The 26,809-nt window shown below is 58.2% G+C and carries 25 protein-coding genes and 1 pseudogene; 18 read left to right on the forward strand and 8 right to left on the reverse strand.

The genetic code is table 11. The features are described 5' to 3' along the window. Positions 1 to 119: 119 nt before the first annotated feature. The 5 genes from OKC42_RS21495 to cra form a co-directional block, all read right to left on the reverse strand. Entirely contained in the window at positions 120 to 770 is a 651-nt protein-coding gene (locus OKC42_RS21495) for a hypothetical protein (protein WP_111900919.1), read from the reverse strand. A 116-nt stretch (positions 771 to 886) separates the two neighbouring features. Beyond that, the gene (locus tag OKC42_RS21500; protein WP_151285660.1) at positions 887 to 1,273 is read right to left on the reverse strand and encodes an MAPEG family protein; all 387 of its coding nucleotides are present in this window, start codon (positions 1,271 to 1,273) and stop codon (positions 887 to 889) included. Between the two features lie 220 nt (positions 1,274 to 1,493). Next, positions 1,494 to 2,051, reverse strand: a complete 558-nt coding sequence (locus OKC42_RS21505; protein ID WP_058057663.1) for a hypothetical protein — start codon at positions 2,049 to 2,051, stop codon at positions 1,494 to 1,496. 253 nt (positions 2,052 to 2,304) lie between these two features. Further along, entirely contained in the window at positions 2,305 to 3,498 is a 1,194-nt protein-coding gene (locus OKC42_RS21510) for an aromatic amino acid transport family protein (protein ID WP_201933506.1), read from the reverse strand. A gap of 548 nt (positions 3,499 to 4,046) precedes the next feature. Next, entirely contained in the window at positions 4,047 to 5,033 is a 987-nt protein-coding gene (cra, locus tag OKC42_RS21515; protein WP_199251945.1) for a catabolite repressor/activator, read from the reverse strand. A gap of 296 nt (positions 5,034 to 5,329) precedes the next feature. Between cra and fruB the strand changes: the two genes are divergently transcribed. The 3 genes from fruB to fruA are packed head-to-tail and all read left to right on the forward strand — an operon-like array spanning position 5,330 to position 9,128. Next, entirely contained in the window at positions 5,330 to 6,418 is a 1,089-nt protein-coding gene (gene fruB / locus OKC42_RS21520; protein ID WP_159163546.1) for a fused PTS fructose transporter subunit IIA/HPr protein, read from the forward strand. Further along, a complete protein-coding gene (gene pfkB, locus OKC42_RS21525) occupies positions 6,418 to 7,407 on the forward strand; it encodes a 1-phosphofructokinase (RefSeq protein ID WP_270820894.1) in 990 nt (329 codons plus the stop codon). Before fruB ends, pfkB begins: the two co-directional genes overlap by 1 nt. After that, positions 7,404 to 9,128 carry a PTS fructose transporter subunit IIBC gene (fruA, locus tag OKC42_RS21530; protein WP_201933515.1) on the forward strand — a complete coding sequence of 575 codons (1,725 nt, stop codon included), beginning with the start codon at positions 7,404 to 7,406 and terminating at the stop codon, positions 9,126 to 9,128. Before pfkB ends, fruA begins: the two co-directional genes overlap by 4 nt. Before the next feature lie 680 nt (positions 9,129 to 9,808). On the opposite strand, the pseudogene OKC42_RS21535 reads toward fruA, so the two are convergent. Together OKC42_RS21535 and rne are read right to left on the reverse strand one after the other, a co-directional pair. Beyond that, a pseudogene (locus OKC42_RS21535) lies at positions 9,809 to 10,257 on the reverse strand (IS3 family transposase); the annotation flags it as partial. Between the two features lie 115 nt (positions 10,258 to 10,372). Continuing rightward, positions 10,373 to 13,441 carry a ribonuclease E gene (gene rne / locus OKC42_RS21540; RefSeq protein WP_270820895.1) on the reverse strand — a complete coding sequence of 1,023 codons (3,069 nt, stop codon included), beginning with the start codon at positions 13,439 to 13,441 and terminating at the stop codon, positions 10,373 to 10,375. Between the two features lie 413 nt (positions 13,442 to 13,854). Here rne and rluC point away from each other — a divergent pair, with 413 nt between their 5' ends. Beyond that, positions 13,855 to 14,799, forward strand: a complete 945-nt coding sequence (rluC, locus tag OKC42_RS21545; protein ID WP_005351815.1) for a 23S rRNA pseudouridine(955/2504/2580) synthase RluC — start codon at positions 13,855 to 13,857, stop codon at positions 14,797 to 14,799. Then, positions 14,799 to 15,461, forward strand: a complete 663-nt coding sequence (locus OKC42_RS21550; RefSeq protein WP_201933520.1) for an HAD-IA family hydrolase — start codon at positions 14,799 to 14,801, stop codon at positions 15,459 to 15,461. The genes rluC and OKC42_RS21550 overlap by 1 nt, the downstream gene beginning before the upstream one ends. Positions 15,462 to 15,559: 98 nt before the next feature. Here the strand turns inward: OKC42_RS21550 and OKC42_RS21555 are convergent, their stop codons facing one another. Beyond that, a complete protein-coding gene (locus OKC42_RS21555) occupies positions 15,560 to 16,141 on the reverse strand; it encodes a Maf family protein (RefSeq protein ID WP_151285614.1) in 582 nt (193 codons plus the stop codon). A 118-nt stretch (positions 16,142 to 16,259) separates the two neighbouring features. On the opposite strand from OKC42_RS21555, the gene yceD reads away from it, so the two are divergent. The 13 genes from yceD (at position 16,260) to OKC42_RS21620 (ending at position 26,685) form a co-directional block, all read left to right on the forward strand. Next, a complete protein-coding gene (gene yceD / locus OKC42_RS21560; RefSeq protein WP_069526885.1) occupies positions 16,260 to 16,781 on the forward strand; it encodes a 23S rRNA accumulation protein YceD in 522 nt (173 codons plus the stop codon). A 19-nt stretch (positions 16,782 to 16,800) separates the two neighbouring features. Continuing rightward, positions 16,801 to 16,968 carry a 50S ribosomal protein L32 gene (gene rpmF, locus OKC42_RS21565; RefSeq protein WP_005300935.1) on the forward strand — a complete coding sequence of 56 codons (168 nt, stop codon included), beginning with the start codon at positions 16,801 to 16,803 and terminating at the stop codon, positions 16,966 to 16,968. A gap of 9 nt (positions 16,969 to 16,977) precedes the next feature. Next, positions 16,978 to 17,997, forward strand: a complete 1,020-nt coding sequence (plsX, locus tag OKC42_RS21570; RefSeq protein WP_005351844.1) for a phosphate acyltransferase PlsX — start codon at positions 16,978 to 16,980, stop codon at positions 17,995 to 17,997. A gap of 7 nt (positions 17,998 to 18,004) precedes the next feature. Further along, positions 18,005 to 18,964: a beta-ketoacyl-ACP synthase III gene (locus OKC42_RS21575; RefSeq protein WP_040065495.1), complete on the forward strand. Its 960-nt coding sequence runs from the start codon at positions 18,005 to 18,007 to the stop codon at positions 18,962 to 18,964. A gap of 71 nt (positions 18,965 to 19,035) precedes the next feature. Next, positions 19,036 to 19,971, forward strand: coding sequence for an ACP S-malonyltransferase (gene fabD, locus OKC42_RS21580; protein ID WP_151285619.1), 936 nt, complete (start codon positions 19,036 to 19,038; stop codon positions 19,969 to 19,971). Positions 19,972 to 19,984: 13 nt separating this feature from the next. Beyond that, positions 19,985 to 20,719: a 3-oxoacyl-ACP reductase FabG gene (fabG, locus tag OKC42_RS21585; protein ID WP_005333159.1), complete on the forward strand. Its 735-nt coding sequence runs from the start codon at positions 19,985 to 19,987 to the stop codon at positions 20,717 to 20,719. A gap of 158 nt (positions 20,720 to 20,877) precedes the next feature. After that, a complete protein-coding gene (acpP, locus tag OKC42_RS21590; RefSeq protein WP_005300909.1) occupies positions 20,878 to 21,114 on the forward strand; it encodes an acyl carrier protein in 237 nt (78 codons plus the stop codon). An 82-nt stretch (positions 21,115 to 21,196) separates the two neighbouring features. After that, entirely contained in the window at positions 21,197 to 22,438 is a 1,242-nt protein-coding gene (gene fabF / locus OKC42_RS21595; protein WP_151285615.1) for a beta-ketoacyl-ACP synthase II, read from the forward strand. Between the two features lie 68 nt (positions 22,439 to 22,506). Next, positions 22,507 to 23,313: an aminodeoxychorismate lyase gene (gene pabC, locus OKC42_RS21600; protein WP_151285616.1), complete on the forward strand. Its 807-nt coding sequence runs from the start codon at positions 22,507 to 22,509 to the stop codon at positions 23,311 to 23,313. Next, positions 23,303 to 24,304, forward strand: a complete 1,002-nt coding sequence (gene mltG / locus OKC42_RS21605; RefSeq protein ID WP_042083043.1) for an endolytic transglycosylase MltG — start codon at positions 23,303 to 23,305, stop codon at positions 24,302 to 24,304. Before pabC ends, mltG begins: the two co-directional genes overlap by 11 nt. Then, positions 24,304 to 24,945: a dTMP kinase gene (tmk, locus tag OKC42_RS21610; RefSeq protein WP_005345536.1), complete on the forward strand. Its 642-nt coding sequence runs from the start codon at positions 24,304 to 24,306 to the stop codon at positions 24,943 to 24,945. The genes mltG and tmk overlap by 1 nt, the downstream gene beginning before the upstream one ends. After that, entirely contained in the window at positions 24,930 to 25,877 is a 948-nt protein-coding gene (holB, locus tag OKC42_RS21615; RefSeq protein ID WP_069526838.1) for a DNA polymerase III subunit delta', read from the forward strand. The genes tmk and holB overlap by 16 nt, the downstream gene beginning before the upstream one ends. A 25-nt stretch (positions 25,878 to 25,902) precedes the next feature. Beyond that, the gene (locus tag OKC42_RS21620; RefSeq protein WP_270820896.1) at positions 25,903 to 26,685 is read left to right on the forward strand and encodes a TatD family hydrolase; all 783 of its coding nucleotides are present in this window, start codon (positions 25,903 to 25,905) and stop codon (positions 26,683 to 26,685) included. Positions 26,686 to 26,809: the final 124 nt, after the last annotated feature.

Raw genomic sequence — 26,809 nt, forward strand, 5'->3', positions numbered from 1 at the left:
CCCCGATGCGGTACATAGGGGGTTCTGAGTAGAGAAATGCTAGTTGAAAATGTGTAAACCTATTTCAGGACTAGACATCGGCCATGCAATCGGCACTGTGTGGTGCTGCGAGAGCAGCGCTAGATGGCGGAGAGGTACTGCTTTTGCATCGCCAGCCAGCGGCCGTTATTGATAAACGCCAGCTGTACCTTGAGCAGGGCTGCAATTTCCGCGCGGTGCTTTTTATCGAGATAGAGAAAGACCTGCTCTTTGGTGATCTTCTGCCAGGGGGACGCCAGTGAAGGTTGAGAGGCGGGGCGCATCTTGATGAGCCAGTCCACTTTGCCTCGATGCAGTTGGGCAAGCCCCTGCTTCTCATCGTTCAACCAGATGACCTGATAGTTGCCGAGGAAGCGCTCGCACCACTGGATGCCACGCAGGCAGCCAATCACGGTACCCTCGGCAGGGGGCCAGCTCGGGTTATCCCGTGCCTGACCATAAATCGCCGCCTCCGAGATGGGGGCTCCGATCTGCAGCAAGTGGGGATAGGTCTGATCAAAGCCCTTGATCCGGGCCATATCGCCATCGACGGCATGGTCTGCCTCAATCAACTTTTCGCAGCGGGCATAGGTGCAGGGGATCAACTGAAAGTCGATGCCGGCCCGGCCAAACCAGTCATGAATAAAAGGGCGCAATATCGCAGTGTGTTCGACCGCTGCCGCCAGCTTGAGCGGGGTTGCGTGGGCAACGGGAGTCAGCCCGACAAGCAGTAACCAGCCAATCCACTTCATATCGCACTCCTGAATCGGGCTTGTTCAAGCAGAACTGTTGCGACTATCTGTGCAGTTAAGAATAGCCGATGGGGATGGCTGCCAGACCGCTTCGCCAGCTATTCGTGACGGCCGGGTCAGGGGAGCAGCGCCGTGATCAGGATATGGGCCGCGCTCACCAGGATCACTGTGAAGGTCAGCCCCATTCCCACCACCCGATAACGGAAGTTCTCCGGCGTGCGGCTCATGCCAAATGCATGGCAGAGGCGGCCAAGCAGCAAGGCGCTCCCCAGCAGATGGATAAGCCAGGGGGTATGGCTGCCGGTTTCGACGAAATAGATCAGCAGCAGGGCGAGGGGGACATACTCGGCAAAGTTGGCGTGTACCCGCATGGCCCGCAGCATGGCGGGGTCATCCCCATGCCCCAGCGCCACCTTGCGGCTATGGCGGCTGCGAATGGTTCGAATGCTCAGCAACACAAACAGCAGCGCGAGCAGGGCCGCGTAAACAGGCAGTATGGTCATGGTATCTGGCTCCTTGTGTGATGATATCGAGTGGTTGGTGTTCAGAGACGCGATATTGCTCGGCATCTCAATGGCTTGCCTTGAGGGTAGCAGCAAACTGCCTTAGCACGACCGTCATCCACTCACTCGCCATCGGCCAAGCGCAGGCGCAAAACAAACAGCCCTGCCGAGGTGGCAGGGCTGAATTTTGACCGTGTTGATGGTGGGCTGCGCCCCGTCATTACCCCTCGTAAGGGAGGGAGGAGTGGTGTAGCACGATACGCACCTTGCCATCATCCCCCTTCTTGAAACCCCAGGTCTTGTCGACTGTAGTTTCTTTGTTGTCGCGATCTACCAGATGCACCTTGCCCATGGTCAGCGCCATGTCGCCGTTGATATAGACAGCGGCATTGTCATAGCGATAGCTCTGCCAGTTTTTCAGGGCGAACCCTTTGTCGGTGGGGTAGGCGCTGTTGTTGCCGACAAAGTAGGCCAGCGCCCCCTCGCGGTTGGTGCGAAAGGTCTGCTCGCCACCGGCCAGGGTGGGTTTGAACAGCACCGGCCCCTGCTGGTAGCCATAAGCACTATCGAGCACCGACTCGGCGGTCGCCTTGGCGCGCTCAATCCCACCGGCGCGATAATCATCGCTGATCTTGATAAGCGCCGCGCCCCAACCATCCTGCGCGGCCTTGATCTCCGCCTCGGTAATATTGTTGTTGGCGATTTCGGCGGCGCTAAGTGCGCCGCTGGCGGCAAGCAGGACGAGGGCAAGGGTGCTCTTCTTGAGGTGCAACATCATTGTTTTCAAACTCCTGAACGCGATAAACGAGCGGGCAGTGTAGCGAAGGGGCATGAACGGTTTTTGAACTGATTATTCAGGGTTAGGTAGTAAAAAGGTCGGTATTTAGCTGAAGGTTTGGGTGTTTGTTTGGTAAGGGTCGCTGTCTTAATTAATGGCGGATGCCTGTATCCAACTTGATTTCTTTTCCAACAAAAAGCCCCGCCAAGTTAATTGGCGGGGCTTGGCTATTTGGGGCATTCAGTATCGGGGATTACAGCGCTGGCAGCATTCCAAGGCTGACGCTGATCTGTACGCCAACAATCAGCACGCCCATGGCGGCGGCCACTCCCAGCGCAACCATGCCACCCGGGGCGCGGTAGTGGTGGGCAGGCGCCTGTTTGCGGCTCTGCCATACCAGCGCCACCGGCAGCAGTACCGCGAGGATTGCCAGCGCAATGGCGGCGTAGCCGAGGGCCATGATAAAGCCCTGCGGGAAGTAGAGGGCAAACAGCAATGGCGGCACGAAGGTGATGAGGCCAGTCTGGGTGCGGCCCTGCCAGTTGTCCTTGCGGCGGGTCACCTTGGCCATAAAGTCGAACAGCCCCAGTGTCACCCCGAGGAAGGAGGTGGCGAGCGCCAGATCGGCAAACAGGTGCATCGCCTGATTAAACGCAGGCCAGCTCACCAGCTTGCCGACGTTGGCCAGCAGGTTGTCCAGCGCACCGCCGGTTTGCAGCAGGACTTGCTGGCCGAGCAGACCGAGGATCGCCACCTGCCACAGCACGTAGAGGATCAGCGGCAGGGCTGAGCCCCAGACAAAGACCCGGCGCAACTGCTTGGGGCAGTCACCGAGGTAGAGCATCACGCTCGGAATGGAGCCGTGAAAGCCGAACGAGGTGAAGATGACCGGCAGGCCCGCCAGTAACAGGCCCTGACCCAGCGGCATTGAGAGCAGATGCTGTCCTTCGGTGCGGGGCAGCAGCAACGCCAGCACCACCACCATGATCACCAGTTTGACAGTGAACATCAGCCGGTTGAGGTAATCCACCGAGCGGGTGCCGACACAGACCATGCCGCCAAACAGCAGGGTAAAGGCCCAGGCGGTCTGTTCCTGGCTGAGGGTCATGCCCGCATCGGCCAGCGCCTGTGCCAGCAGGCTGCTGCCGCCGCTGATGTAGGCGGAGGCCAGCGAGTAGAACAACATCAGGATACAGAAGGAGGCGATGCGCTTGCCCCAGGGGCCGAGCAGATGATCCGCCAGCTGGTGCAGGTACCACTTGCCGGTGTTGAGGCTCGCTTCCACCTGCAGCATGGCGGTGAAGGCCATCAGGGCCCAGAGGCCGACCATCAACATCAGGGTGGCGGGGCCGCCGAGGGAGGAGGAGGCCAGCGGCAGGGCCAGCATGCCGGCGCCTATGGTGGTGCCGGCAATCAACAGGGTACAACCCAGGGTTTTGGTATTCATGTTATCCATCCGAACGTAGCGGTGTCAGTGCAAACAGGCGATGTCAGCAGTGACGTCAACAAGAGGGGGCCGATTGGCGTTATCAGAAGGTGCCTCCGGTGATAGGGCCGGAGGCTAGCAATATCGGAACGGGAACATCTGTACCTAAAACCTGTCAGTTGTAAAAGATGGTTGCCACGTTAGCGGATCGAAATAGCGGAAACAACCCCCTTTATACGGATCTTGTGCTGGCTTGTGGCAATAAGTGGAAATAAATGATGACAGTGATGGCTAATTGCAGAAAAAAGCACAGAAAAAATGACTGGCAGGGGCTCATTGATACAGGTCAGCCAAGTGGTTGCAGCACTGATGGGGGAGTGCCTTGTCGTGGCGTTGGCGTTTAGTTGCGGGGTGAAAGGAGTGTGGAGGCCCGGCCAGACGGTAGAGAAAGCAAAACGGGCGGGTAGGGTTGTGGGGAAAAATAATAAGGCTGCCAATCCTGGCAGCCTTATTGTCATCTGTTCGTTTTACCCACCCATTGACAGCAAATCGGGTCTGCTTCGAGCAGGTTAGCGGCGGCGCTTGAGGGTGCGGCTCACATAGTGCAGCCCGCTCTGGTATTCGCCGTTCACCGCCTTGAGCGCCAGATCCAGCGCCTGGCTCGCCAGCGCGTCGTGCTGCTGGGGCAGGGAGTTGATGCCAAAAGGGAGGAAGTCGAGCAGGCGATCGTCCCCGAAGGTGGCCATGGCGAGCTGGCTCATATCGATCTCTTGCTCCAACAGGTAGTCGAGTACTCCCTCCATCAGGATATAGGAGGTAGTGATTAGCGCTTCGGGCAGTTGACCCAGCTGCTGGTGCAGATCTTTGATCAGGCGATACCCCTCAAGGCGAGAGAAGTGATCCCCCTCGCACAGGTGGCGAGCCGCGCTGTGACTGGCGACCGCCTGCTCGAAACCGGCTTTGCGCTCCTTACTGATCGTGAGTGCTGGCAGCGCGGTGATCAAGGCGATATGGCGTAAGTTCGGGGTGAGCAGGGAGCTGGTGAGATCAAAGCTCGCTTTCTCGTTTTCACTGGCGACGGTGACGAACTTGTCGGCTGCCATCGCCCGGTCGATGGCGAGGATTTGGCTGCCTTGCGCCTGCAATTTGCCGTAGAAGGGGTCGTCCGGCGGCAGGCAACTGGCCACCAGCAGGGCATCCACATGGCGGCTCACCAGCATCTGGGCCAGCTCTTTTTCGGTGGCGGGCTCATCTTCCGAGCAGACGATGAGCAGCTGATAGCCCTGCGCCCGGCCCCCCTGTTCCAGCCGTTTGGCCAGTTTGGCGTAACTGGCGTTCTCAAGGTCGGGCAGGATAAAGCCCAGAGTCTTGGTCTGGCCGCCACGCAGGGAGGCGGCGCGGCTGTCCGGCTGATAGTTGTGGGCGGTGACGACGGCCATCACCTTGTCGCGGGTGGCCTGACTGATGCGGTATTGATCGGCCTTGCCATTGATCACATAGCTTGCCGTGGTGCGCGAGACACCGGCGAGGGCGGCGATTTCATCCAGTTTCATCATATTGGCTCTGTTTGAGTTGCAAGGCCCACGGTCACTGCCGGGTGAGGGCACCGAAAAGTGTGCGCGGGATCATATCATTGAAAAGCACTCTTTGTGGGTACTTGATCAATTCGCTGAAACGATTCAGTCTGAGTGTAAGTGAAACGATTCAGCCTGTCAGCAACGAAGAGACCCAGTGGCCTGAAAATCAGGCTCCGATCACAGTCAACCGTGCTCGGGTCTATTGTCAGCTGGCGAGTTACCCGAATGTTCAATTGTGACGTACCGGCGCGGCCGGAACCTGATGGAGAGTCTCTATGTTGAAGTTGGCGCGAGAGCAGATCTTGCTGGGACAGTCGGTGGCAACCAAGTCGGACGCCATTGCCCTGCTGGCAGGCAAACTGACCGAAGCCGGTCTGGTGGAAGCGGGCTATGTGGATGGGATGCTGGCCCGTGAAGCGCAGCATGCCACCTATCTTGGCAGCGGCATCGCCATTCCCCACGGCACCACCGATACCCGTCATCTGGTGAAGAGCACCGGCGTCATGGTGGCCCAGTTCCCCAATGGTATCGAGTGGGATGAGGGGCAGATCGCCTATGTCGCCATCGGCATCGCCGCCAAGTCCGACGAGCATCTGGGCATTTTGCGCCAGCTCACCCATGTGCTGGGTGACGAGCAGGCGGCTGCCCAGCTCAAAGAGGCCACCGATGCCGACACCATCATCAACATCCTGACTGGCGCCACTGCCGCCAAAGAGGTGCAATACCTGACCCTGGCTGACTTCCCGGCCGATGATCGCGACCAACTGCTGCTGGGAGCAGCCGCCCGCGCCAAATCGGCGGGCTGGGGCGATGCCGCCATGGTGAGCGCCCTGTTGGCAAGTGAACCCGCCTACCTGGGCGAGGGCGTCTGGCTCGCTCGAGCACAAGCGGCCCAGACCGGCTGGGTGTTGGCCACCCCGAGCAGCGCACTTATAACGGTCAGCGCCATGCTGCTGCTGTGCGCTGCAGATAGCGGCCATCTGCCGCAGCTGGAGAATCTGGCCAAACTGGCGGCTGCCGGCCAACTCGCTACACTGGCGGGCGGCGAGGGACTGGCCATGTTGCAGGCAGGCCCCGCGAGCGGTCTTTCCGAAACCTTCACCATCATCAACCCCCACGGTCTGCATGCCCGTCCGGGCGCCATGCTGGTCAAGGTGGCCAAAGAGTTTGAATCCGACATCCGGGTTGCCAATCTGGATGGTAGCGGCGAAGCGGTCTCCGCCAAGAGCCTGATGAAGGTGATCGGCCTTGGGGTCAAGTGTGGGCATCGTCTGGCATTTCGCGCCGAGGGGGCAGATGCCGAAGCCGCCCTCAAGGGGATCGGTGAGGCCATCGCAGCGGGTCTGGGCGAGGGGGCGCATTGATGAAGATTGTTACCATCACCCTCAATCCGGCCCTTGATCTCACTACTCGCCTCGAGGCGATGAGCCTGGGTGAGGTCAATCTGGTGAGCGAGGCCAACCTGCGTGCCGCAGGCAAGGGGATCAACGTCGCCATGGTGCTCAAGGACTTGGGCCGCGAGGTGGGCGTCACCGGTTGGCTGGGCGCTGACAATGAACAGAGTTTTGTCTCCCTGTTTGCCGAGCGCGCGCTTGATGATCACTTTGTGCGCGTGGCGGGCAGCACCCGCATCAACGTCAAGATCTCCGAGCAGTCTGGTCGGGTCACCGATCTCAACCTGCCGGGGCTCACCATCGAGCAAGGGGAGGTGAGCGCGCTGGAGCTGGCCATCGACCAATTGGCACCTCACGCCGACTGGTTCGTGCTGGCGGGCAGCCTGCCCAAAGGGGTTGCTCCCGATTACTGCGCCCATCTGATCCGTCTGCTCAAGGCCAAGGGCAAGCAGGTGATCTTCGATTGCAGCGGTGCGGCGTTAAGCGAAGGGATCAAGGCGGCGCCGACCCTGGTCAAACCCAATCTGGAGGAGCTGAGCCAGTGGGCGGGCCGCCCCGTCAAGACTCTGAGCGAGCAGGCCGAGTGTGCCCGCGAGCTGCAGGCAAGCGGCATCCCCAACGTGGTGATCTCAAACGGTGCCGATGGCCTCATCTGGTTTGCCCCGGATGCCGTCTGGCAGGCCATTCCACCGCGGATGCAGGTGGTCAGCACCGTGGGTGCTGGCGACTCGCTGGTCGCCGGTCTCGCCCATGGTCTGAGCCTTGGCTGGGCGCCGGAGCAGACCCTGCGGCTGGCCACCGCCGTCTCGGCCTTGGCGGTCAGTCAGGTCGCAGTCGGCTTTGACGATATCAGTGTGCTTAACCCTTTACTTGAACAGGTGCGCGTAGAGCGTCTGGATGCGCTGGCACCGGTTCAGTGCCATACCCCCTCAATGGAAAACTCAGGAGATGCCCAATGAAAGCAATCTTGGTTACGGCTTGCCCGGCGGGCATTGCCACCAGCTTTCTCGCTGCAAAACGGATAGAACAGCAGGCCAAACTGGCTGGCTGGGAACTCACCCTCGACGTCGGCTCCAGCGTGCAACCCCGTCAGGTGCCGAACAAGGAGCAGATTGCTGCTGCCGATCTGGTGCTGGTTGTCGCAAGCTGCCCGGCGGATCTCGCCGCCTATGATGGCAAGCGAGTCTATCAGGGCAGCATGGATCTCGCCCTGCAGGATCCCGCTGCCTTGCTGGAAGCCGCAACCAGCGGTGCCAGCGTCTATCGTCATCAAGCCGCTCCCGCAGCAGGCAAACCGGCCGCCGCTGGCAAGCGCATTGTGGCAGTGACTGCCTGTCCGACCGGGGTGGCCCACACCTTTATGTCGGCAGAAGCGCTGGAGACCATGGCCAAACAGTTGGGTTATCAGATCCGCGTCGAGACCCAAGGCTCGGTCGGTGCCCAGAACGCCCTGACCGCCGAGGAGATTGCATCCGCCGATCTGGTGTTCCTCGCCACCGATATTGAAGTGGACATGGCCCGTTTCGACGGCAAGCCGGTCTATCGCACCAGTACAGGTGCGGCGCTCAAGAAAACCCGCGCCGAGCTGGACAAGGCTTGGAGTGAGGCGAAAACCTATCGCCACAGCGGTGCCAGCCAGCCCAAGAAAGAGGAAAAAGCCGGCCCCTACAAGCACCTGCTGACCGGTGTCTCCTTCATGCTGCCCATGGTGGTGGCGGGCGGCCTCATCATCGCGCTCTCGTTCGTATTCGGGATCGAGGCGTTCAAGGTGGAAGGCACCCTGGCTGCTGCCCTGATGAAGATCGGTGGTGGCTCCGCTTTCGCCCTGATGATCCCGGTGCTGGCCGGTTACATTGCCTACTCCATCGCTGACCGTCCGGGTCTCGCCCCCGGCATGATCGGCGGTATGCTGGCAAGCTCGCTGGGCGCCGGTTTCCTTGGCGGTATAGTGGCCGGTTTCCTGGCCGGTTACAGTGCCAAATACCTGAGTGACAAGGTGCGCCTGCCGACTACCCTGGAAGCGCTCAAGCCGATCCTGATCATTCCGCTGTTTGCCAGCCTGTTTACCGGCCTGGTGATGATCTATGTGGTGGGTGGCCCGGTGGCCGGCATCATGAATGCCATGACCGAGTTCCTCAACAACATGGGCTCTGCCAACGCCGTGCTGCTGGGTGTCATCATCGGGGCCATGATGTGCTTTGACATGGGCGGCCCGGTCAACAAGGCGGCCTACGCCTTCGGTGTCGGTCTGCTGGCCTCCAAAACCTACGCCCCGATGGCTGCGGTGATGGCCGCTGGTATGGTGCCGGCGTTGGGGATGGGGATCGCGACCTTCCTGGCCCGCACCAAGTTCATCAAGGCGGAGCAGGAAGCGGGTAAAGCCTCCTTCGTACTGGGACTGTGCTTTATCTCCGAGGGGGCCATCCCGTTTGCCGCCAAGGATCCGATGCGCGTCATCCCGGCCTGTATGGTTGGCGGCGCCCTGACCGGTGCGCTCTCCATGCTGTTCGGCTGCGAGCTGATGGCACCCCACGGCGGCCTGTTCGTGCTGTTCATCCCGCACGCCATCAGCAACGTCATGATGTATATCGTGGCGATTGCGGCAGGCTCGCTGCTGACCGGTGTCTCCTACGCCATGCTCAAGCGCGGTGAAGCGCAGGCAAAGCTGGCGACAGCCTGATAGTCGTTCCACTTTCAAAGCAAGCCGTTCAATGCCGCCCGGTTGCAAAGCCGGGCGGCATTTTTATATGCCTTTTAAACAGAATCGTTGAGCAGCGGTTACTGAAATTTCGCGTATCAGGGCCTGCGTCAGGCTCAGTATCAACACTTGATTGTGTGGGGAAGGGCCGTAACCAATATCCCGTGTATAGATTGTGCTGCCGCTAGGATAGGGGGGAACTGGCGAGCTTTCGGGAAGCAAATCTGTATCATGACAGTTACCTATATGTACATCTGTGTAGATGCAACCTGAGTTGATCATCTGTTGAACAAGACCTGAGGCAGGTTTGCTTTATGTCGAACCTCCTCAATTCTGCGAAAGGAGGATTCAGGTTTCGGTACAACCGAATGCCCTGGTTGACAAGTATGCATTGAACCAGAGGGTCCCATATCAAATGAATCTTGAACCCCACACCAGCCCATTGCAGACCGTCGTCTATACAACCATTTGTATGCCAACAAGCAGGGTTTTAAACAAACAAAATCAGTTGGCCTCATGCTGAACATAGGCGCTGAAAAACTGGTTTCTCTGTTACGTGAAAAAGTAAACATGAGTTAACGCAGTGTTCAATGATAGAGAGATAACAGACAAAGCTGCTTTGCAGAGCATGGGGATTAATGTGTCTGTGAGTACACGGGGGAGTAGTAAGCCTGCCGGCTTATCCTCAGAAACAGGCAAGCCCTGACAATGGTCAGCCTCTCGACTTGCCGCTGCGAGAGGACTTGCCGGGTCGCTTTTTTACGATGGAGACGCCGTAGTCATTCTTGAGTACATCGACGACGGCCTCAAAGAACCGGGCCTTCTGACTCATCAGCGCCAGCTGCTGCTCGAGTTCCTTGATGCGCTGTTCGGGCGTCTGGTTGTCGGGGTCAGGCATGGTGATGCTCCTGCCGGCGCGTACAGAAGCCCCCTGGCTCCAATCTTGCCGACCATGTTTACGCAACTATACCAGAACGGTGGAGCGGCCCTGAATGCCATAACGCACCTGAGCCTGTTTATAGGTGAGCTCGCCTTTTTCAATCTGCTCGACCAGTGTCAGTTTAAAAGTCAGCGAGTAATCGCGCTGTGTCCGTTTCACACCTTGTCCCATCGGGTTCTCCATTTATTGGGGGGGAAGGTGTAAACCATATTCAGGATTGGACAAGAGAAATAAAAAAGCCACACCGGTTGGTGTGGCTTTTGTTTAGGGGATCAACCCGGGTTGCTTAGGGGCGACCGGCCGGGCAGGTGGCCACGTTGACGGCGGCTGTGCTGCCACCATGACGACCTGATGTGCTCACTTCGTTGCGTACCAGCGGCGGGTAGTTAACCGGCTCACGGGCAGGCAGGGCAGGGGCTTCGGCAGGGGTTGCCATCGGGGCGGATGCTTTGCGGGCACGAGCCAGCAGGCCAGCACCGTGAGCTACCTGTTTGGTCACGACCGGAGTCTCTTCCACCACAACCGCAGCGACAGGTGCCGGGGCAGCAACTGGTATTTCGACTGCAGCCGGTACAGCTTCCACGACAGGAGTGCTGACAGCAGGGGCTTCTTCAACAACCGGAGCAGTTTCAACGACTTCAGTGGCAGCCATGTCGGCAACCGGCTCTGCTGCAACCACGACTTCTGCGACAGCTGCAACAACCGGGCTGGCAGCCACATCGGCTTGAGTTGCTTCGACCTGGGCAGCAGCCTGCTCGGCAGCTTCTTCAGCAACGGCTTCGACAACCACATGCTCGGTCAGTGCAGCAGAGGCTTGCAGGGCAGCAGCGACGGCTTCAGCGCTCGGGATGGTAACAACAGGCACTACCGGCTCTTCAACCTGCGCTTTGGCAATATCTGCCTGGGCTGCGGTGGTCAGAGTGGTGGTATCTTGCTGTTCTTCGTCACGTTGGCTGCGGGCATCTTCGTTGATGCGCTTGCGGCGCTGACCTTCGATACGCTGGCTGCGAGGAGTGCGGCGTGAGCGGCGCTGGCCTTCAATCTGCTCTTCCTGCTCGTTACCCACGGTGGCATCGATCACGTCAGCTTGCGCTGCTACTTCGTCAACCGGCAGGGCAGAGGTGTCAGCAGCGGCGACATCGACGCGGATCTGCTTGCGCAGTTGACGACGTTCGCGGCGCTCGGCCACTTTCTGCTCTTTCTCCTGACGTGGCTGGACGGCAGTTGCATCAACGGCGTCTACCGCTTCAACAACGACTTCGGTGCGCGGCTCACGGGGAGCACGAGGTTCACGGGCAGGACGTGGCGCACGTTCCTGACGCGGTTCGCGAGGTTCGCGAGGTTCGCGCTCCTGACGGGGTTCACGTTCCATGCGCTGTTCGCTGCGCACTTCACCACGAGCTTCACGCTCCTGACGAGGCTCGCGCTCTTTACGCGGACGGCGATTGCGATTTTCACCGGCTTCGCGGTTGCCACCTTCACGCTTCTCGCCAGCTTCCGCATTGTTGCGGTTGCCACGATTGTCGTCACGACGAGGACGCTGACCACGGCCACGGCCTTCTTCGCGCTGGTGACGTTGACCTTCATCCTTGCGTGCTTCACGAGCAGCAGTTTTCTCGGCGGGCGCTTTCACGTCGGCAGGGGCAGCATCGCTGCTGAACAGGCCGGTAATGCCTTTGATCAGCTTGCTGAAGAAGCCGGCTTCGGCAGGGGCCGCAGCAACGGGAGCCGCCGGCTGTTGCGGTGCAACAGGGGCCGGTTGTGCCGGTTGGGCAAAGCCTTGCAGCAGCGGTTGCTCACGCTCGATCACCTGAGCTTGCTTCGGTTGGTAGACCGGCTTGGCAATCTCGGTTTTCAGCTCGTAGCTGGCCGCTTCCGGGATCTCGTTCTGACGAATGCGAGTCACTTCGTAGTGCGGGGTTTCCAGATGCTGGTTCGGAATGATGTAAACACGCACATCATTGCGCTGTTCCAGACTGGCGATGGCGGCACGCTTCTCGTTAAGCAGATAGGCGGCAACATCCACCGGCACTTGGCCGTGAACCTGCTCGGTGTTGTCCTTCATGGCCTCTTCTTCGATGAGACGCAGGATGGACAGGGCGAGGGATTCGTTGTCACGGATCACGCCCTGACCCTGGCAACGAGGGCAGATATGGCTGCTGGATTCGTTGAGGGAGGGGCGCAGACGCTGGCGAGACATCTCCAGCAGACCGAAACGGGAGATCCGACCCAGCTGGATGCGGGCACGATCCTGATGAACTGCTTCACGCAGACGGTTTTCCACTTCGCGCTGATGGCGAACCGGCGTCATGTCGATGAAGTCGATTACGATCAGGCCACCCAGGTCGCGCAGACGCAATTGACGGGCAATTTCGTCGGCGGCTTCCAGGTTGGTTTGCAACGCAGTCTCTTCGATATCGCCGCCCTTGGTGGCGCGGGAGGAGTTGATATCGATGGAGGTCAGTGCTTCGGTCGGATCGATAACGATGCTGCCGCCGGAGGGGAGGCGCACTTCACGCTGGAAGGCAGATTCGATCTGGCTCTCAATCTGGAAGTGGTTGAACAGGGCAACTTCACCCTTGTACAGCTTCACACGGTTGAGGAAATCCGGACGCACCAGCTCGATATGGGCCTTGGCGCGTTCGAAAATCACCGGATTGTCGATCAGGATCTCGCCCACATCGCGACGCAGATAGTCACGGATGGCACGCACGATGACGTTACTTTCCTGGTGGATCAGTACCGGCGCGGCGCGCTCCTGGGAGGCCTTGTGGATGGAGTCCCAGTGGTTGAGCAGAACGTTCAAATCCCACTCCAGCTCTTCTGGCGACTTGCCCACACCGGCGGTACGTACGATCAGGCCCATGCCTTCCGGCACGGTCAATCCGCTCAGGGCTTCTTTCAGTTCAGTCCGCTCATCACCCTCGATGCGGCGGGAGATACCACCGGCACGGGGGTTGTTGGGCATCAGTACCAGGTAGCTACCTGCCAGGCTGATAAAGGTGGTGAGGGCTGCACCCTTGGTGCCACGCTCTTCCTTGTCGATCTGGACGATAACTTCCTGACCTTCGCGGACCACTTCTTTGATGTTGGGACGACCCTGATAGGAGTAACCGGAGGGGAAGTAATTGCGGGCGATCTCCTTCAACGGCAGGAAACCGTGGCGCTCGGCGCCGTAGTCGACAAAAGCAGCTTCAAGGCTGGGTTCTACGCGGGTGATCTTACCCTTGTAAATGTTCGCTTTCTTCTGCTCGTGTCCCGGACTTTCAATATCCAAATCGTAGAGCTGTTGTCCGTCAACCAGCGCTACGCGCAACTCCTCTTCTTGAGTTGCGTTGATAAGCATTCTTTTCATTGAGTTCTCATTATTGTGTCATTTTGATTTCCTCCATCTGGGTCCTGCCAGCGCCGGCCTCGGGTCTTCAGCATACTGGGGCAACCTCCCGGTTGGGGTATGCATGAGGCGCAAACTAAGGGCGTTCTGGTCATCACTTCTCGAGAAGGAATGAATAAGGATGCCGAAATGGAGACAAATAAACGGTGATGTTTGTGTTCTCCATGCGTTGTACCTCGCACCCGGGAACCGTCATGTTCTTGTATACACGGTGTTTCGGGATTGGGTGGCATACTTTTTGGCCACTTAGTACAAGGCTTGAACACAATGACAAAACCTTGTTTATTATCCCATTTAAACCTCTTTTATAGCAAGGCGCCATTTTTCAACAAACCATGCAGCCAAGGGGCGCTGGCAGTGTTAAAATCCGCGCCATGACACAGATACAACAACAAGTGCAGCTGCTCACCATCGAAGCTGAGCATGACGGGCAGCGCATCGACAATTTTCTCAAGACTCAGCTAAAGGGCGTCCCCAAGAGCCTGATCTATCGCATCCTTCGCAAAGGTGAAGTGCGAGTAAACAAAAAGCGCATCAAACCGGAGTACAAACTCTGCGCAGGTGACGAGGTGCGGGTGCCCCCCGTGCGCGTTGCCGAGAAGAATGAGCTGCCTTCGGCAAACCTCGGGGTTATCCAGCGTCTGGAGAGCCAGATCCTGTTCGAAGACGATGCCATGATCGTGCTGAACAAGCCCTCCGGCATGGCAGTACACGGTGGCAGCGGCCTGAGTTTTGGCGTTATTGAGGGGCTGCGAGCCCTACGTCCGGAAGCCCGTTTCCTCGAATTGGTTCATCGACTGGATCGCGACACCTCTGGTGTATTGCTGGTTGCCAAAAAACGCAGCGCCCTGCGCAGCCTGCATGAGCAGTTGCGCGTCAAGACCATGCGCAAGCAGTATCTGGCGCTGGTTCGCGGCAAATGGCAGGCTCACGTCAAGGTGGTCAATGCACCTCTGCGCAAAAACGACCTGCAGTCTGGCGAGCGGGTAGTGCGGGTCAGCGCCGATGGCAAGCCATCGGAAACCCGGTTTCGTATCGTGCGTCAATTTGCCGAAGCGACCTTGGTTGAGTGCAGCCCCATTACTGGCCGTACCCACCAGATCCGCGTACACACCCTGCATGCCGGTCACCCGATCGCCTGTGACGATAAGTACGGTGAAGCCGCGTTTGACGAGAAAATGCGCAGCCAAGGGCTGAAACGGCTCTTTTTGCATGCCTGGAAGCTCAGCTTCACCCATCCAGCCGATGGTCGCGAGATGCAGGTAGAAGCGCCACTGGCACCTGAACTCGACAACTTCCTCAACGGCTTGCCACGCTGATGCAGGATATCCGGCTCGCCATTTTCGATTGGGACGGTACCCTGATGGATTCGGTGGGCCGGATTGTTGCCTGTGTTCAGGGGGCCGCCAGAGATTGTGAGCTGGCAGTACCTGCACCGTCCCAGATCCGGCAGATTATCGGGTTGAGCCTCGATGTTGCCATGTCCCGCCTGTTCCCTTTACGTAGCGACAGTGGCACCACCATTGATGAGCGCCAGATTGCCGCACTCATCGATCGTTATCGTCATCACTATCTGCACGACGCTACCCCTAGCCCGCTGTTTGCCGGGGCAGGGGAGTTGCTACATGACTGGCAGTCACGGGGACTGCAACTGGCTGTCGCTACCGGCAAATCGCGCCGTGGGCTGGATCGGGTATTGGATGAGACCGGGCTGCGCCCGTTGTTTGTGACCAGTCGCGGGGCCGATGAGGCCTGCTCCAAGCCTGATCCGCTGATGCTTGAGCAGATCCTGGACGAGCTGGGGCTGTCACCTCGTCAGGCCGTAATGATTGGCGACTCTGTTCACGATATGGCGATGGCCGAGGCGATCGTCATGCCGCGCATTGGCGTCACCTGGGGGGTGGATAGCCGCGATGCCCTCAGTCGTTACGAGCCAGTGGCAGTGGTTGACTCTATGACGGCTCTTCGCACGTTGTTGTAAACGTCTCTCTCCTTGAGTGACATCAATCTGATTGATAAAAAGCCCGGTCAATTGACCGGGCTTTTTATATATCTTCTAGCTCATCCATTCGCCCACAATCAGGGCAGGGCGATGCCGTGGCGCTCCAGCAGTTCGATCAGGCCGATCAACGGCAGACCGATCAAGGCGTTAGGATCGCGCCCTTCCAGCTCTTTGAACAGCACGATCCCCATCCCTTCGCATTTGAAGCTGCCAGCACAATCGAGGGGCAGTTCAGCCTCTACATAGCGGCGAATGGCGGCTTCGTCGAGATCTCGAAAGTGAACCGTAAACGGTTCAATCAATTGATGAATCTCATCGGTTGCAGCGTTAAGTACGCACAGCCCGGTGTAAAAGGTGACGCTACGACCCTGGGCCGCCATCAGCTGTGCTATGGCGTTGTCTATGGTGCCCGGTTTGCCGAGGATGCGGCCATTGCAGACACACACCTGATCAGACCCGATGATCAGCCCGTGATCACGACTATTTGCAATGGCCTGGGCCTTTGCCCGGGCAAGTCGGGCTACCAGCTCCTGAGCGGGTTCATCTGCCAGTGGTTGTTCGTCTACGTCGGGAGCCGCACATTCAAAGGGGAGGCCAAGCTTCTCCAGCAGGGCTTTGCGATAGCGAGAAGTTGAGGCGAGGATCAGATTCTGTGGCATAATCAGGTACCGATGAAAGCAAGTACCGGCATTCTAGGGACTTGTGGCGTTAAAATCATCGGCGGTAAGGACTTTTTCCTTTGACTATCAGTTGTTGGACCTATATTATTCGCGCCCTATGCAAAAGGTGAAGTTGCCCGTTAAGGTTGATCCAGTCCGTAGTGCCTTGAAGCTGCTCGACTATGTCGGGATAGTGGAAAAGTCGCAGATGCCCAGGCTGGAGGAATCAACCGCTGGCTTGCGGAGTGATATCGAGGTATCGCTGCACTTTGGCAAAGATGTCCAGAAGTTAACCGTTATGAAAGGCACTGCCCATGCCAAGGTTGACCTGGTTTGCCAACGTTGCGGAGAGACTTTCGAACATCTCTGTGAAGCTGAATTTATCTACACTCCGCTGTTCGAAAGAACAAACGAGGAAGAACTGCCGGAAGCTTATGAGCCCATTGAGTTGGACGAAAACGGCGAGATGGATCTTCATCAAATCCTGGAGGATGAACTCATCCTCTCGTTGCCTCAGGTAGCCATGCATTCTCTGGATGTGTGTCCCCGCGGTAACATGGAGATGACTTGGGGTGAAATCGAACCTGCTGATGAGCGGCCGAATCCCTTTGCAGTTCTTGAAGAGCTTAAACGTAAGTGAATTTAGGAGTTAGCCTACAATGGCCGTACAACAGAACCGTAAAACCCGTGCCAAGCGTGGCATGCGTCGTTCCCACGATGCGCTGACCACCGCTGCCCTGACTGTTGATCAGACCAGTGGCGAAATCCATCGTCGTCACCACGTGACTGCCGATGGTTTCTACCGCGGTAAAAAGGTAATCGCTTAAGGATTGCCTTTGTCTACGCAAACTGTCGCGCTAGACATCATGGGGGGAGATATTGGCCCCTCGGAAACAGTGCCTGCCGCCGTGCAGGCACTGTCTCTTTTACCACAGCTAAAACTGATCCTGGTCGGTGACCAACATCAGACCTCCTCTCTGCTGCAGCAACATGGCTTGCTGAATCATCCCCGCGTTCGTTTCGTACATGCATCCCAGGTGGTTGGCATGGGCGATAAACCGATCGTGGCGCTGCGAACACTGAAAGACTCCTCCATGCGGGTGGTACTCAATCTGGTGAAAGCCGGTGAGGCCGATGCCTGCGTCAGTGCCGGTAATACCGGTGCGTTGATGGCGATGGCCAAGTGCGTGCTCAAATCCCTGCCCGGGGTCGATCGGCCGGCACTTATCAAGGCGCTGCCGACATTGAGTGGCAAACGCACCGTGATGCTGGATCTAGGCGCCAACGTCAGTTGCGATGCGGATACCTTGCTGCAGTTTGCGGTGATGGGCTCCGTCGTGGCCGAAAAGGTAGAAGGCATTGCATCCCCCCGTGTTGCCTTGCTCAACATCGGCGAGGAGGAGATCAAGGGCAACGATCTGGTGCGCCACAGCGCCGAATTGTTGCGTCAGTGCCACGCGCTCAATTATGTCGGGTTTGTAGAAGGGGATCGCATCTTCAGCGGCGACAGCGACGTGATCGTCTGCGACGGTTTTGTCGGCAATGTCGCCCTCAAGACGGCAGAAGGGGTGGTGCGGATGATGGCCCAGCTGGCCGGATATCCCCGCAAGAAACGCACTTTTCTTGGCCGGATCGCCGGATTTATGTTCAAACGGCGTTTTTCTTACCTGAACCCCGACCAGTATAACGGAGCAAGTCTGTTAGGATTGCGCGGCATTGTGGTAAAAAGTCATGGGCGGGCCGAACGGCGCGCCCTGTGTAATGCGATCCTGCTGGCCGCACAAGAGGCCAAACATCAACTTCCACTGCAAATAGCAGATCGCCTTGAAGCTGTCTTCTCTGACAGGGATCTATAAGAACTCTATGCATAGCAAAATTCTGGGTACTGGCAGCTACCTGCCGAGTTCAGTGCGTACCAACGCCGATCTCGAGCAGATGGTTGAGACCAGTGATGAGTGGATCGTGGAACGCACCGGTATCCGTGAGCGCCGTATTGCCGGGGCTGACGAAACCGTTGCCACCCTCTCTTACCAGGCCGCTCTGCGCGCCCTGGATGCAGCCGGTTTGACCGCTGCCGATCTCGATATGATAGTGCTGGCCACCACCAGTGCTGAAAATGCCTTCCCGGCTGCCGCCTGCGAGCTGCAGGGGCTGCTCGGCGTACCGGGCATTCCTGCCTTTGACGTGGCAGCGGCCTGTGCCGGTTTCACCTACGCACTCTCCATTGCCGATCAGTTCGTCAAATCCGGCGCAGCCCGCCATGTGCTGGTCGTCGGGGCCGATGTGCTCTCCCGCATGTGCGATCCGCAAGATCGCGGCACCATCATCCTGTTTGGTGATGGGGCAGGGGCTGTGATTGTCGGTGCCAGCGAGACGCCGGGCATCCTCTCTACCCATCTCCATGCCGATGGCCGTTATGGCGAGCTGCTCAAGCTGCCGCACCCTCGTCGCGGCATGCCGGGTGCCGAGCTCGAAGCCTACATGTACATGAAGGGCAACGATGTCTTCAAGGTCGCGGTCACCCGTCTGAGCGAGATCGTCACCGAAACGTTGGCCGCTGCTGGCATCGAGCCGAGCGAGCTGGATTGGCTGGTGCCACATCAGGCCAACTTCCGCATCATCAGCGCCACTGCCAAGAAACTGGGTATGAGCCTCGATAAAGTGGTACTGACCCTCGACAAGCACGGCAATACCTCTGCCGCTTCCGTTCCGGTTGCCTTCGACGAAGGGGTACGAGATGGCCGGATCAAACCGGGTCAGCTGGTACTGCTGGAGGCCTTCGGCGGCGGTTTTGCCTGGGGCTCGGCGCTGGTTCGCCTCTGATCTTCGGCGGGATGGTGCGCCCATCATCCCGTCACCGATTTAATTTTTGTCTTATCTAAAAGGAATCAATGATGACCCAATTTGCCATTGCCTTCCCGGGACAAGGTTCCCAGTCCGTAGGCATGCTGGCCGAGCTGGCCGAACAACATGCCATGATCAAGGAGACCTTCGCCGAGGCGAGTCAGGTGCTAGGTTATGACCTGTTTGCCCTGGTGATGGATGGTCCGGTTGAAGATCTGAACAAAACCTGGCGCACCCAGCCTGCGCTGCTGACTGCCTCTGTCGCTCTGTGGCGCCTGTGGCAACAGCAGGGTGGGGCAACTCCTGCCATGATGGCGGGTCACAGCCTGGGTGAGTACTCCGCGCTGGTTTGCAGCGGCGCACTCGATTTTGCCGATGCGGTCAAACTGGTCGAGTTGCGTGGTCTGGCCATGCAGGAAGCGGTACCGGAAGGGACCGGTGCCATGGCGGCTATCATCGGTCTGGATAACGAATCCATCGCCGCCAACTGCGAAAAAGCGGCAGAAGGGCAGGTGGTCTCTCCGGTCAACTTCAACTCCCCGGGCCAGGTGGTTATCGCCGGTCACAAAGAGGCCGTTGAGCGCGCCAACGTGCTGATGAAAGAGTCGGGCGCCAAGCGTGCGCTGCCGCTGCCGGTCTCCGTGCCGTCTCACTGCGCGCTGATGAAACCTGCCGCAGAAAAACTGGCAGCTGCGCTGGACGGGATCGAGATCAAGGTTCCAACCATCGCGGTCATCAATAATGTCGACGTATCCTGTGAACAGGATCCGGCCGCCATCAAGCAAGCGCTGGTACGTCAGCTGTTCAGCCCGGTTCGTTGGACCGAGACTGTCGAGCGGATGGCCAATGAGGGGGTTACCCTCGAGATCGAGATGGGACCGGGCAAAGTGTTGACCGGGCTCGCCAAGCGCATCGACAAGCGCGTGGAAGGTATTCACGCTAACGATGCCGCCTCTTTCGAGCAGGCGCTGGCCCAGATCAAGTAAACAGGAGCAAGTGATGAGCTTTACCGATAAGGTTGTGTTGGTGACCGGTGCCAGTCGTGGCATCGGCCGTGCGATTGCCGAAACATTCGTGGCCCGTGGCGCGAAAGTGGTCGGTACGGCGACCAGCGAGAGTGGTGCCGAGGCGATCAGCGCCTATCTTGGCGAGAATGGTTGCGGCATGGCACTCAACGTGACCAGCCAGGAATCCATCGAAGCCGTCTTCGCCGCCATCAAGGCGCGCTTTGGCGACATCGACATCCTGATCAACAACGCGGGTATCACCCGTGACAACCTGTTGATGCGGATGAAAGATGACGAGTGGAACGAGATCATCGATACCAATCTGACCTCGCTTTACCGTCTGAGCAAACCGGTGTTGCGTGCCATGATGAAGAAACGTCACGGTCGCATCATCAGCATTGGCTCCGTGGTGGGAACCATGGGCAATGCCGGTCAGGTCAACTATGCTGCCGCCAAGGCCGGTCTGGTTGGTTTTACCAAATCGTTGGCGCGGGAAGTGGCATCCCGTGGTATCACAGTGAACGCGGTTGCTCCCGGTTTCATCGAAACCGACATGACCCGTGCCCTGAATGACGATCAACGTGCCGGCATCATGAGTCAGGTGCCTGCCGCCCGTTTGGGTGATCCAAAAGAAATTGCCGCAGCTGTGGTATTCTTGGCTTCTGATGAAGCAGCCTATATCACCGGCGAAACCCTGCATGTTAATGGCGGGATGTACATGGTGTAATCAATTTGTCGTGAGATCTGTTCAAATTTGCGATAGTACGCCGAAGTTTGGCACATTTCGTGGTTTGACCAGCGGCAAGCTACTTGCAAACTCACGTCAATTGAATAAACTACCCCAACCAGACGCAAATAGCGTATTTTTAAAGGAAAATTCAGGTCATGAGCAACATCGAAGAACGCGTAAAGAAAATCATCATCGAACAACTGGGTGTTAAAGAGGAAGACGTTAAGAACGCTGCCTCCTTCGTCGACGACCTGGGCGCTGACTCTTTGGATACCGTTGAACTGGTAATGGCGCTGGAAGAAGAATTCGATACCGAAATTCCTGATGAAGAAGCCGAGAAGATCACCACTGTTCAAGCGGCTATCGACTACATCACCGCTAATCAGGAATAAGTTCCTGTTCTGAAAGAAGCGGCCCAAGGGCCGCTTCTTTTGTATTTGTTCCTTTTCAAAACACCTCTCGGAGACTACCTCAGTGTCAAAACGCAGAGTCGTGGTGACCGGCTTGGGGATGCTTTCCCCGGTGGGTAACACTGCCGAATCCAGCTGGCAAGCACTGCTCAACGGGCAGAGCGGCATTTCCCTTATCGAACACTTTGATGCCAGCGAGTTTGCAACCCGCTTCGCAGGTCTGGTCAAGGATTTCGATCCAGAGCAGTACGGTATCAACCGTAAAGAAGCTCGCAAGATGGATCTCTTCATTCAATACGGCATCGCGGCCGGTATGCAGGCGCTGGATGATTCCGGCCTGACCATCAATGAAGAGAATGCCGAACGTGTCGGCGTGGCGATTGGCTCCGGTATCGGCGGTCTGGGTCTGATTGAACAGAACCACGAAAGCTTGGTCAACGGCGGCCCGCGCAAGATCAGTCCCTTCTTCGTTCCGTCCACCATCATCAATATGGTGTCCGGTCATCTTTCCATCATGAAAGGTCTGCAAGGGCCAAACATCGCCGTGACTACCGCCTGTACCACGGGTACCCATGCCATCGGCATGGCGGGTCGGATGATCGCTTACGGTGATGCCGATGTGATGGTCGCCGGCGGTGCCGAAAAAGCCTCCACCGCGATGGGTATGGGTGGCTTCGCTGCAGCCAAGGCACTCTCCAACCGCAACGACGAGCCGCAAAAAGCGAGCCGTCCGTGGGATAAGGATCGCGACGGTTTCGTGCTGGGTGACGGTGCCGGTGTACTGGTGCTGGAAGAGTACGAACACGCCAAGGCCCGTGGCGCCAAGATCTACGCCGAGTTGGTCGGTTTTGGCATGAGCGGTGACGCGTACCACATGACTGCGCCTCCCGCAGATGGCAACGGTGGTGCTCGCGCCATGAAAAATGCCATCAAGGATGCCGGCATTGCCCCCGAGCAGATTGGTTACATCAACGCGCACGGTACCTCCACCCCACTGGGTGATGTGGCCGAGTTGCGTGGCATGAAGTCGGTGTTTGGTGAGCACGCCAAATCCCTGATGGTGAGCTCTACCAAGTCCATGACCGGTCACCTGCTGGGTGCCGCGGGTGCCATCGAGGCGATCATCACTGTGTTGGCCCTGCGTGATCAGGTGGCTCCGCCCACAATCAACCTGGACAACCCGGATGAAGAGTGCGATCTGGATCTGGTACCCCATGTGGCCAAGCCAGGCAGCTTCGAGTATGCCCTTTCCAACTCGTTTGGTTTTGGCGGCACCAATGGCTCACTGATCTTCAAACGCGTATAATTTGCCGCAGGGCAAAGACACAGGCCCGATACTGCCGGTATCGGGCCTTTTTTATCGGAGGGATCCCTTTGCTTATCAATGGAATGAAGCTTGATACCATCTCGGCCCATGATCGGGGGCTGGCCTATGGTGACGGTCATTTCACCACCATGGCGGTCAGGGAGGGTCGCGTGTTGCAGTGGCCTGCCCATCTGGCACGGTTGCAGCTGGCCAACAACCGGCTGGGATTGGTTGAACCGGACTGGGATCTCTTGACCCGGGAGGTTGAAGAAATTGTGGCCGACCAGCCACAATGCGTGGCCAAGGTGATCCTGACCCGCGGCGAGGGGGGGCGAGGCTATGATGGCAGCGGATGTCAGCACACGACCCGGATGGTAAGTCTGGCGCCATTTCCCACTCACTATGGACAGTGGCAACAGGAGGGGATCGAGATGGTGGTGTGCCGCCAGCGGATCGGCGATGCTCCCATGCTGGCCGGGCTTAAAACCTTGAATCGTCTGGAGCAGGTATTGCTGAAAAGCGAACTTGTCAGCCGAAATGCAGTCGAAGGGATAGTACTTAACAGTCGCGGTTTTCTGATTGAAGGGGTCAGTGCCAATCTGTTTTGGCGTCGGGGCAAGACGGTGTTTACGCCCGATCTCGCCCGCGGTGGTGTCGATGGCATCATGCGCCGCCAGGTGATGGCGATGTTGAAACAGATGAGTATTGAGTTGCGTGTGGTAGAGGCTCCGCTGGAGTCACTATGGCAGGCGGAAGAGGTGTGGCTCACCAATACCCTGATGGGGGTCGTGCCGGTCAATGGCATCGAGGATATCCATTATCCCACAGCGGTATTGAGTCGCCGTTTACAGGAGCGTTTGGTCATTGAAGTTTAATCGGCTTTACACCCTGCTCGCGGGGGCGGCACTGACGGTAGCCGCTGCCGGGGGCTATGTACATTACAAATGGCAACAGGTAGAGACGCTCACCAATAAGGGGCCGACCCGGCTCTTTACGGTGGAGAAGGGCGCCCATGCGGCGCGCCTCATCGCCGAACTGGGGGAGGGGGAAGCCAGCCCCTGGGCGGTGCGGCTCTGGCTGCGCAGCCATCCCGAACTGGTGGCCATCAAATCGGGCACCTATGAAATCAAGGAAGGGGCCCCTCTCAAGGAGACCCTCTCTCTGTTCGCATCGGGCAAGGAGTTTCACTTCAGCCTCACCTTCGTCGAAGGTTCCCGCTTCGAGGATTGGCAGAAGCAGCTCTCCAGTGCCCCATACCTTGAGCGATTGACCGTCGAGCAATCCGAAGCCGACTTGGCGCAGGAGCTCGGCATCGAGAATGGCAAGCTGGAGGGGTGGTTCCTGCCGGAAACCTACGCCTATACCACCCATGCCAGCGATCTCTCGATCCTGCGTCGCGCCCATCAGGATATGGAGACCTTCCTGCAGCAGAGCTGGGAAAAACGTCAGGCTAACCTGCCTTACAAAACGCCCTATGAGGCGTTGATCATGGCCTCCATTATCGAGAAAGAGACCGGCCAGCCGGACGAGCGGGCGCAGATCGCCTCCGTATTCGTCAACCGTCTGCGTCTGGGCATGAAGTTGCAAACCGATCCCACCGTCATTTACGGGGTGAAAGATCGCTACGATGGCAATATTCGCCGCAGCGATCTGACCGACAAGAATCCCTACAACACCTATGTGATCGATGGTCTGCCGCCCACGCCTATTGCCATGCCGGGCAAGGCCTCCATCGAAGCTGCGCTTAACCCCAAGTCGACCGACTATCTCTACTTTGTCGCTAAGGGGGGCGGTGCCCACTATTTCTCCAAGACCCTCGATGAACACAATCGGGCGGTTCGCGAATACATATTGAAGAAACCCTAATGTCTAAATTTATTGTGATCGAAGGATTGGAAGGGGCAGGGAAGAGCTCGGCCGTGCGTTATGTGACCGACTATCTGCAGCGCCACGGCATAAACCGGATCGAGTGCACCCGCGAGCCGGGTGGTACGCCACTGGCCGAGCGGATGCGGGCCATCGTCAAAGAGGTGCACGACGAGCGCCTCACCATCGAGGCGGAATTGCTGCTGATGTATGCCTCCCGGGTACAACTGGTGGAGACCCGCATCAAACCCGCACTGGCCGACGGTGTCTGGGTGGTGGGAGATCGCCACGATCTCTCCTCCCAGGCCTATCAGGGTGGCGGCCGTGGTATCGATGCCCAGCTTATCGGAGCCATCAAGCAGGCGGTGCTCGGCAACTTCAAGCCGGATCTCACCCTCTATCTCGATATCGATCCCGCCCTTGGCTTGCAGCGCGCGCGCCATCGTGGCGAGCTGGATCGCATCGAACTGGAGCAACTGAGCTTCTTCGAGCGTACCCGAACTCGTTATCTCGAACTGGCCGCCAAGGATGATTCCATTGTGGTGATCGATGCGGCGCAAACGCCGGAACAGGTCAAAGCTGCCATCGAGCGTGCATTGGATCACTATCTGTCGAACGAGCCGCTATGTATCCCTGGCTGATCCCCGACTGGCATGCCCTGAGCCAGACGGCCCAGTCCGGTCGTCTCGGCCACGCCTGGTTGTTGCTGGGCGATCCCGGTCTTGGCAAGGAGCAACTGGCTGAGCGGCTGGCGCGTTTGCACCTTTGCCAACAACCGGATCGTGGAGAACCGTGTGGTCAGTGCCACTCCTGCCAGCTGTTTGACAAGGGCAACCACCCGGATCTCGGCACCATAACGCGCGACAGCAAGACCATCGGGGTCGAGGCCATTCGCGAGATCTGCACCCGGCTGCAGGGCTCTGCCCAGCTCGGCCGTGGCAAGGTGGTGATCATTCCTGATGCGGAGCGGATGACCGAATCGGCAGCCAATGCCCTGTTGAAAACCCTGGAAGAGCCGGCCGGCGACAGCTTGCTGTTGCTGATTGCCTCCCAGGTGTCCCGGTTGCTTCCCACCATTCTCAGTCGCTGTCACAAACATGTCTGTCAGTTGCCTGCGGAAGGGGAAACAGTACGCTGGTTGGCCGAGCAGGGTCATCAGGCCACTCTGGCTCAGGTGCGGATCTGTCAGGGGGCCCCGCTGCGGGTACTCGACTATATCGAGCAGCAACAGGACGGTACTCGCCGCGAACTGCTGGAACAGTTTGTCGCCCTGAGTCAAAGTCCGGTCAAGGCGACGGCATTGTGCAGCCAGCTTGGTCAGGAGACGCAGGTCAGGTTGCACTGGTTGCAGCTCTTCTTGTGCGATGCCCTGAAAACCCAGGCCGGATGTGGTCACCATCAGCTGGCAATGCCTGATCTGGCCATCTTGAGTCAACGGTTGGCGGAGCAGCACTCCAGCGAAAAACTGCTGGAGGCAGAACAAGATCTGGTTGCCCTGAAAGCGGCATGTCAGCCGGGTCAGCTCTCCAATCCCACCATCCATCTGATGAACTGGCTCAGTCGCTGGTTATAAGTACCGACAAGCAGAAAGGTTTTATATGTTACTCGTTGATTCCCACTGTCATCTCGATCGCCTCAGCTATGGCAGCAAGCAGACCAGCTTGGCTGATGTACTGGCAAAGGCCGCGAAACTGGACGTGGGATATTTTCTCTGTGTCAGTGTGACTCAGGCACAGTTCCCGACCATGCTCGAGGCGATTGCTCCCTATCCCCAGGTATTTGCCTCTTGCGGGGTACACCCGCTCAATCAGGAACCCGGTGTCGATGCCGAGTTGCTGCTCAAGCAAGCTGCCGATCCACGTGTGGTGGCCATCGGTGAGACCGGTCTCGATTACTTTTACTCACCCGAGAACAAAGAGGTGCAGCAAGCCTCTTTCCGCGAACATATCCGGGTTGCTCGCGCGTTGAACAAGCCGCTGATCATCCATACCCGCGATGCCCAGCAAGATACCTTGCAGATCATGCTTGAAGAGGGCGCTGATCAGGTTGGCGGTGTGCTGCACTGCTTCACCGAATCCCTCGAAATGGCGCAAGCGGCGATGGCGATGGGGTTCTATATCTCCATCTCCGGGATCGCCACCTTCAAAAATGCGTCTGCCCTGCAAGAGGTGGTCAAGGCTCTGCCCCTCGACAGATTGCTGGTTGAGACCGACTCGCCCTATCTTGCACCCGTGCCGCATCGGGGGAGGGAGAACGAGCCCGCCTTTGTACGAGACGTTGCCCAGTTTATTGCCGACCTGCGCCATATACCGCTTGCTGAATTGGCAGAAGCGACCAGCCGGAATTTCTTTGAACTATTCAAGCTGGCTAAAAATGTCTAGTCCTGAAATAGGTTTACACATTTTCGGCTAGCTTTGCTCCACTCAGACCCCCCTATGTACCGCATCGGGGGTTCTGTATTTCAACGCATGATGCGGCCGCTCCGCGTTGTAAATATCCACTGCT

Origin of the sequence: Aeromonas sp. Y311-2, from assembly GCF_027706025.1 — a bacterium.
Taxonomy (GTDB): Bacteria; Pseudomonadota; Gammaproteobacteria; order Enterobacterales; family Aeromonadaceae; genus Aeromonas; species Aeromonas veronii.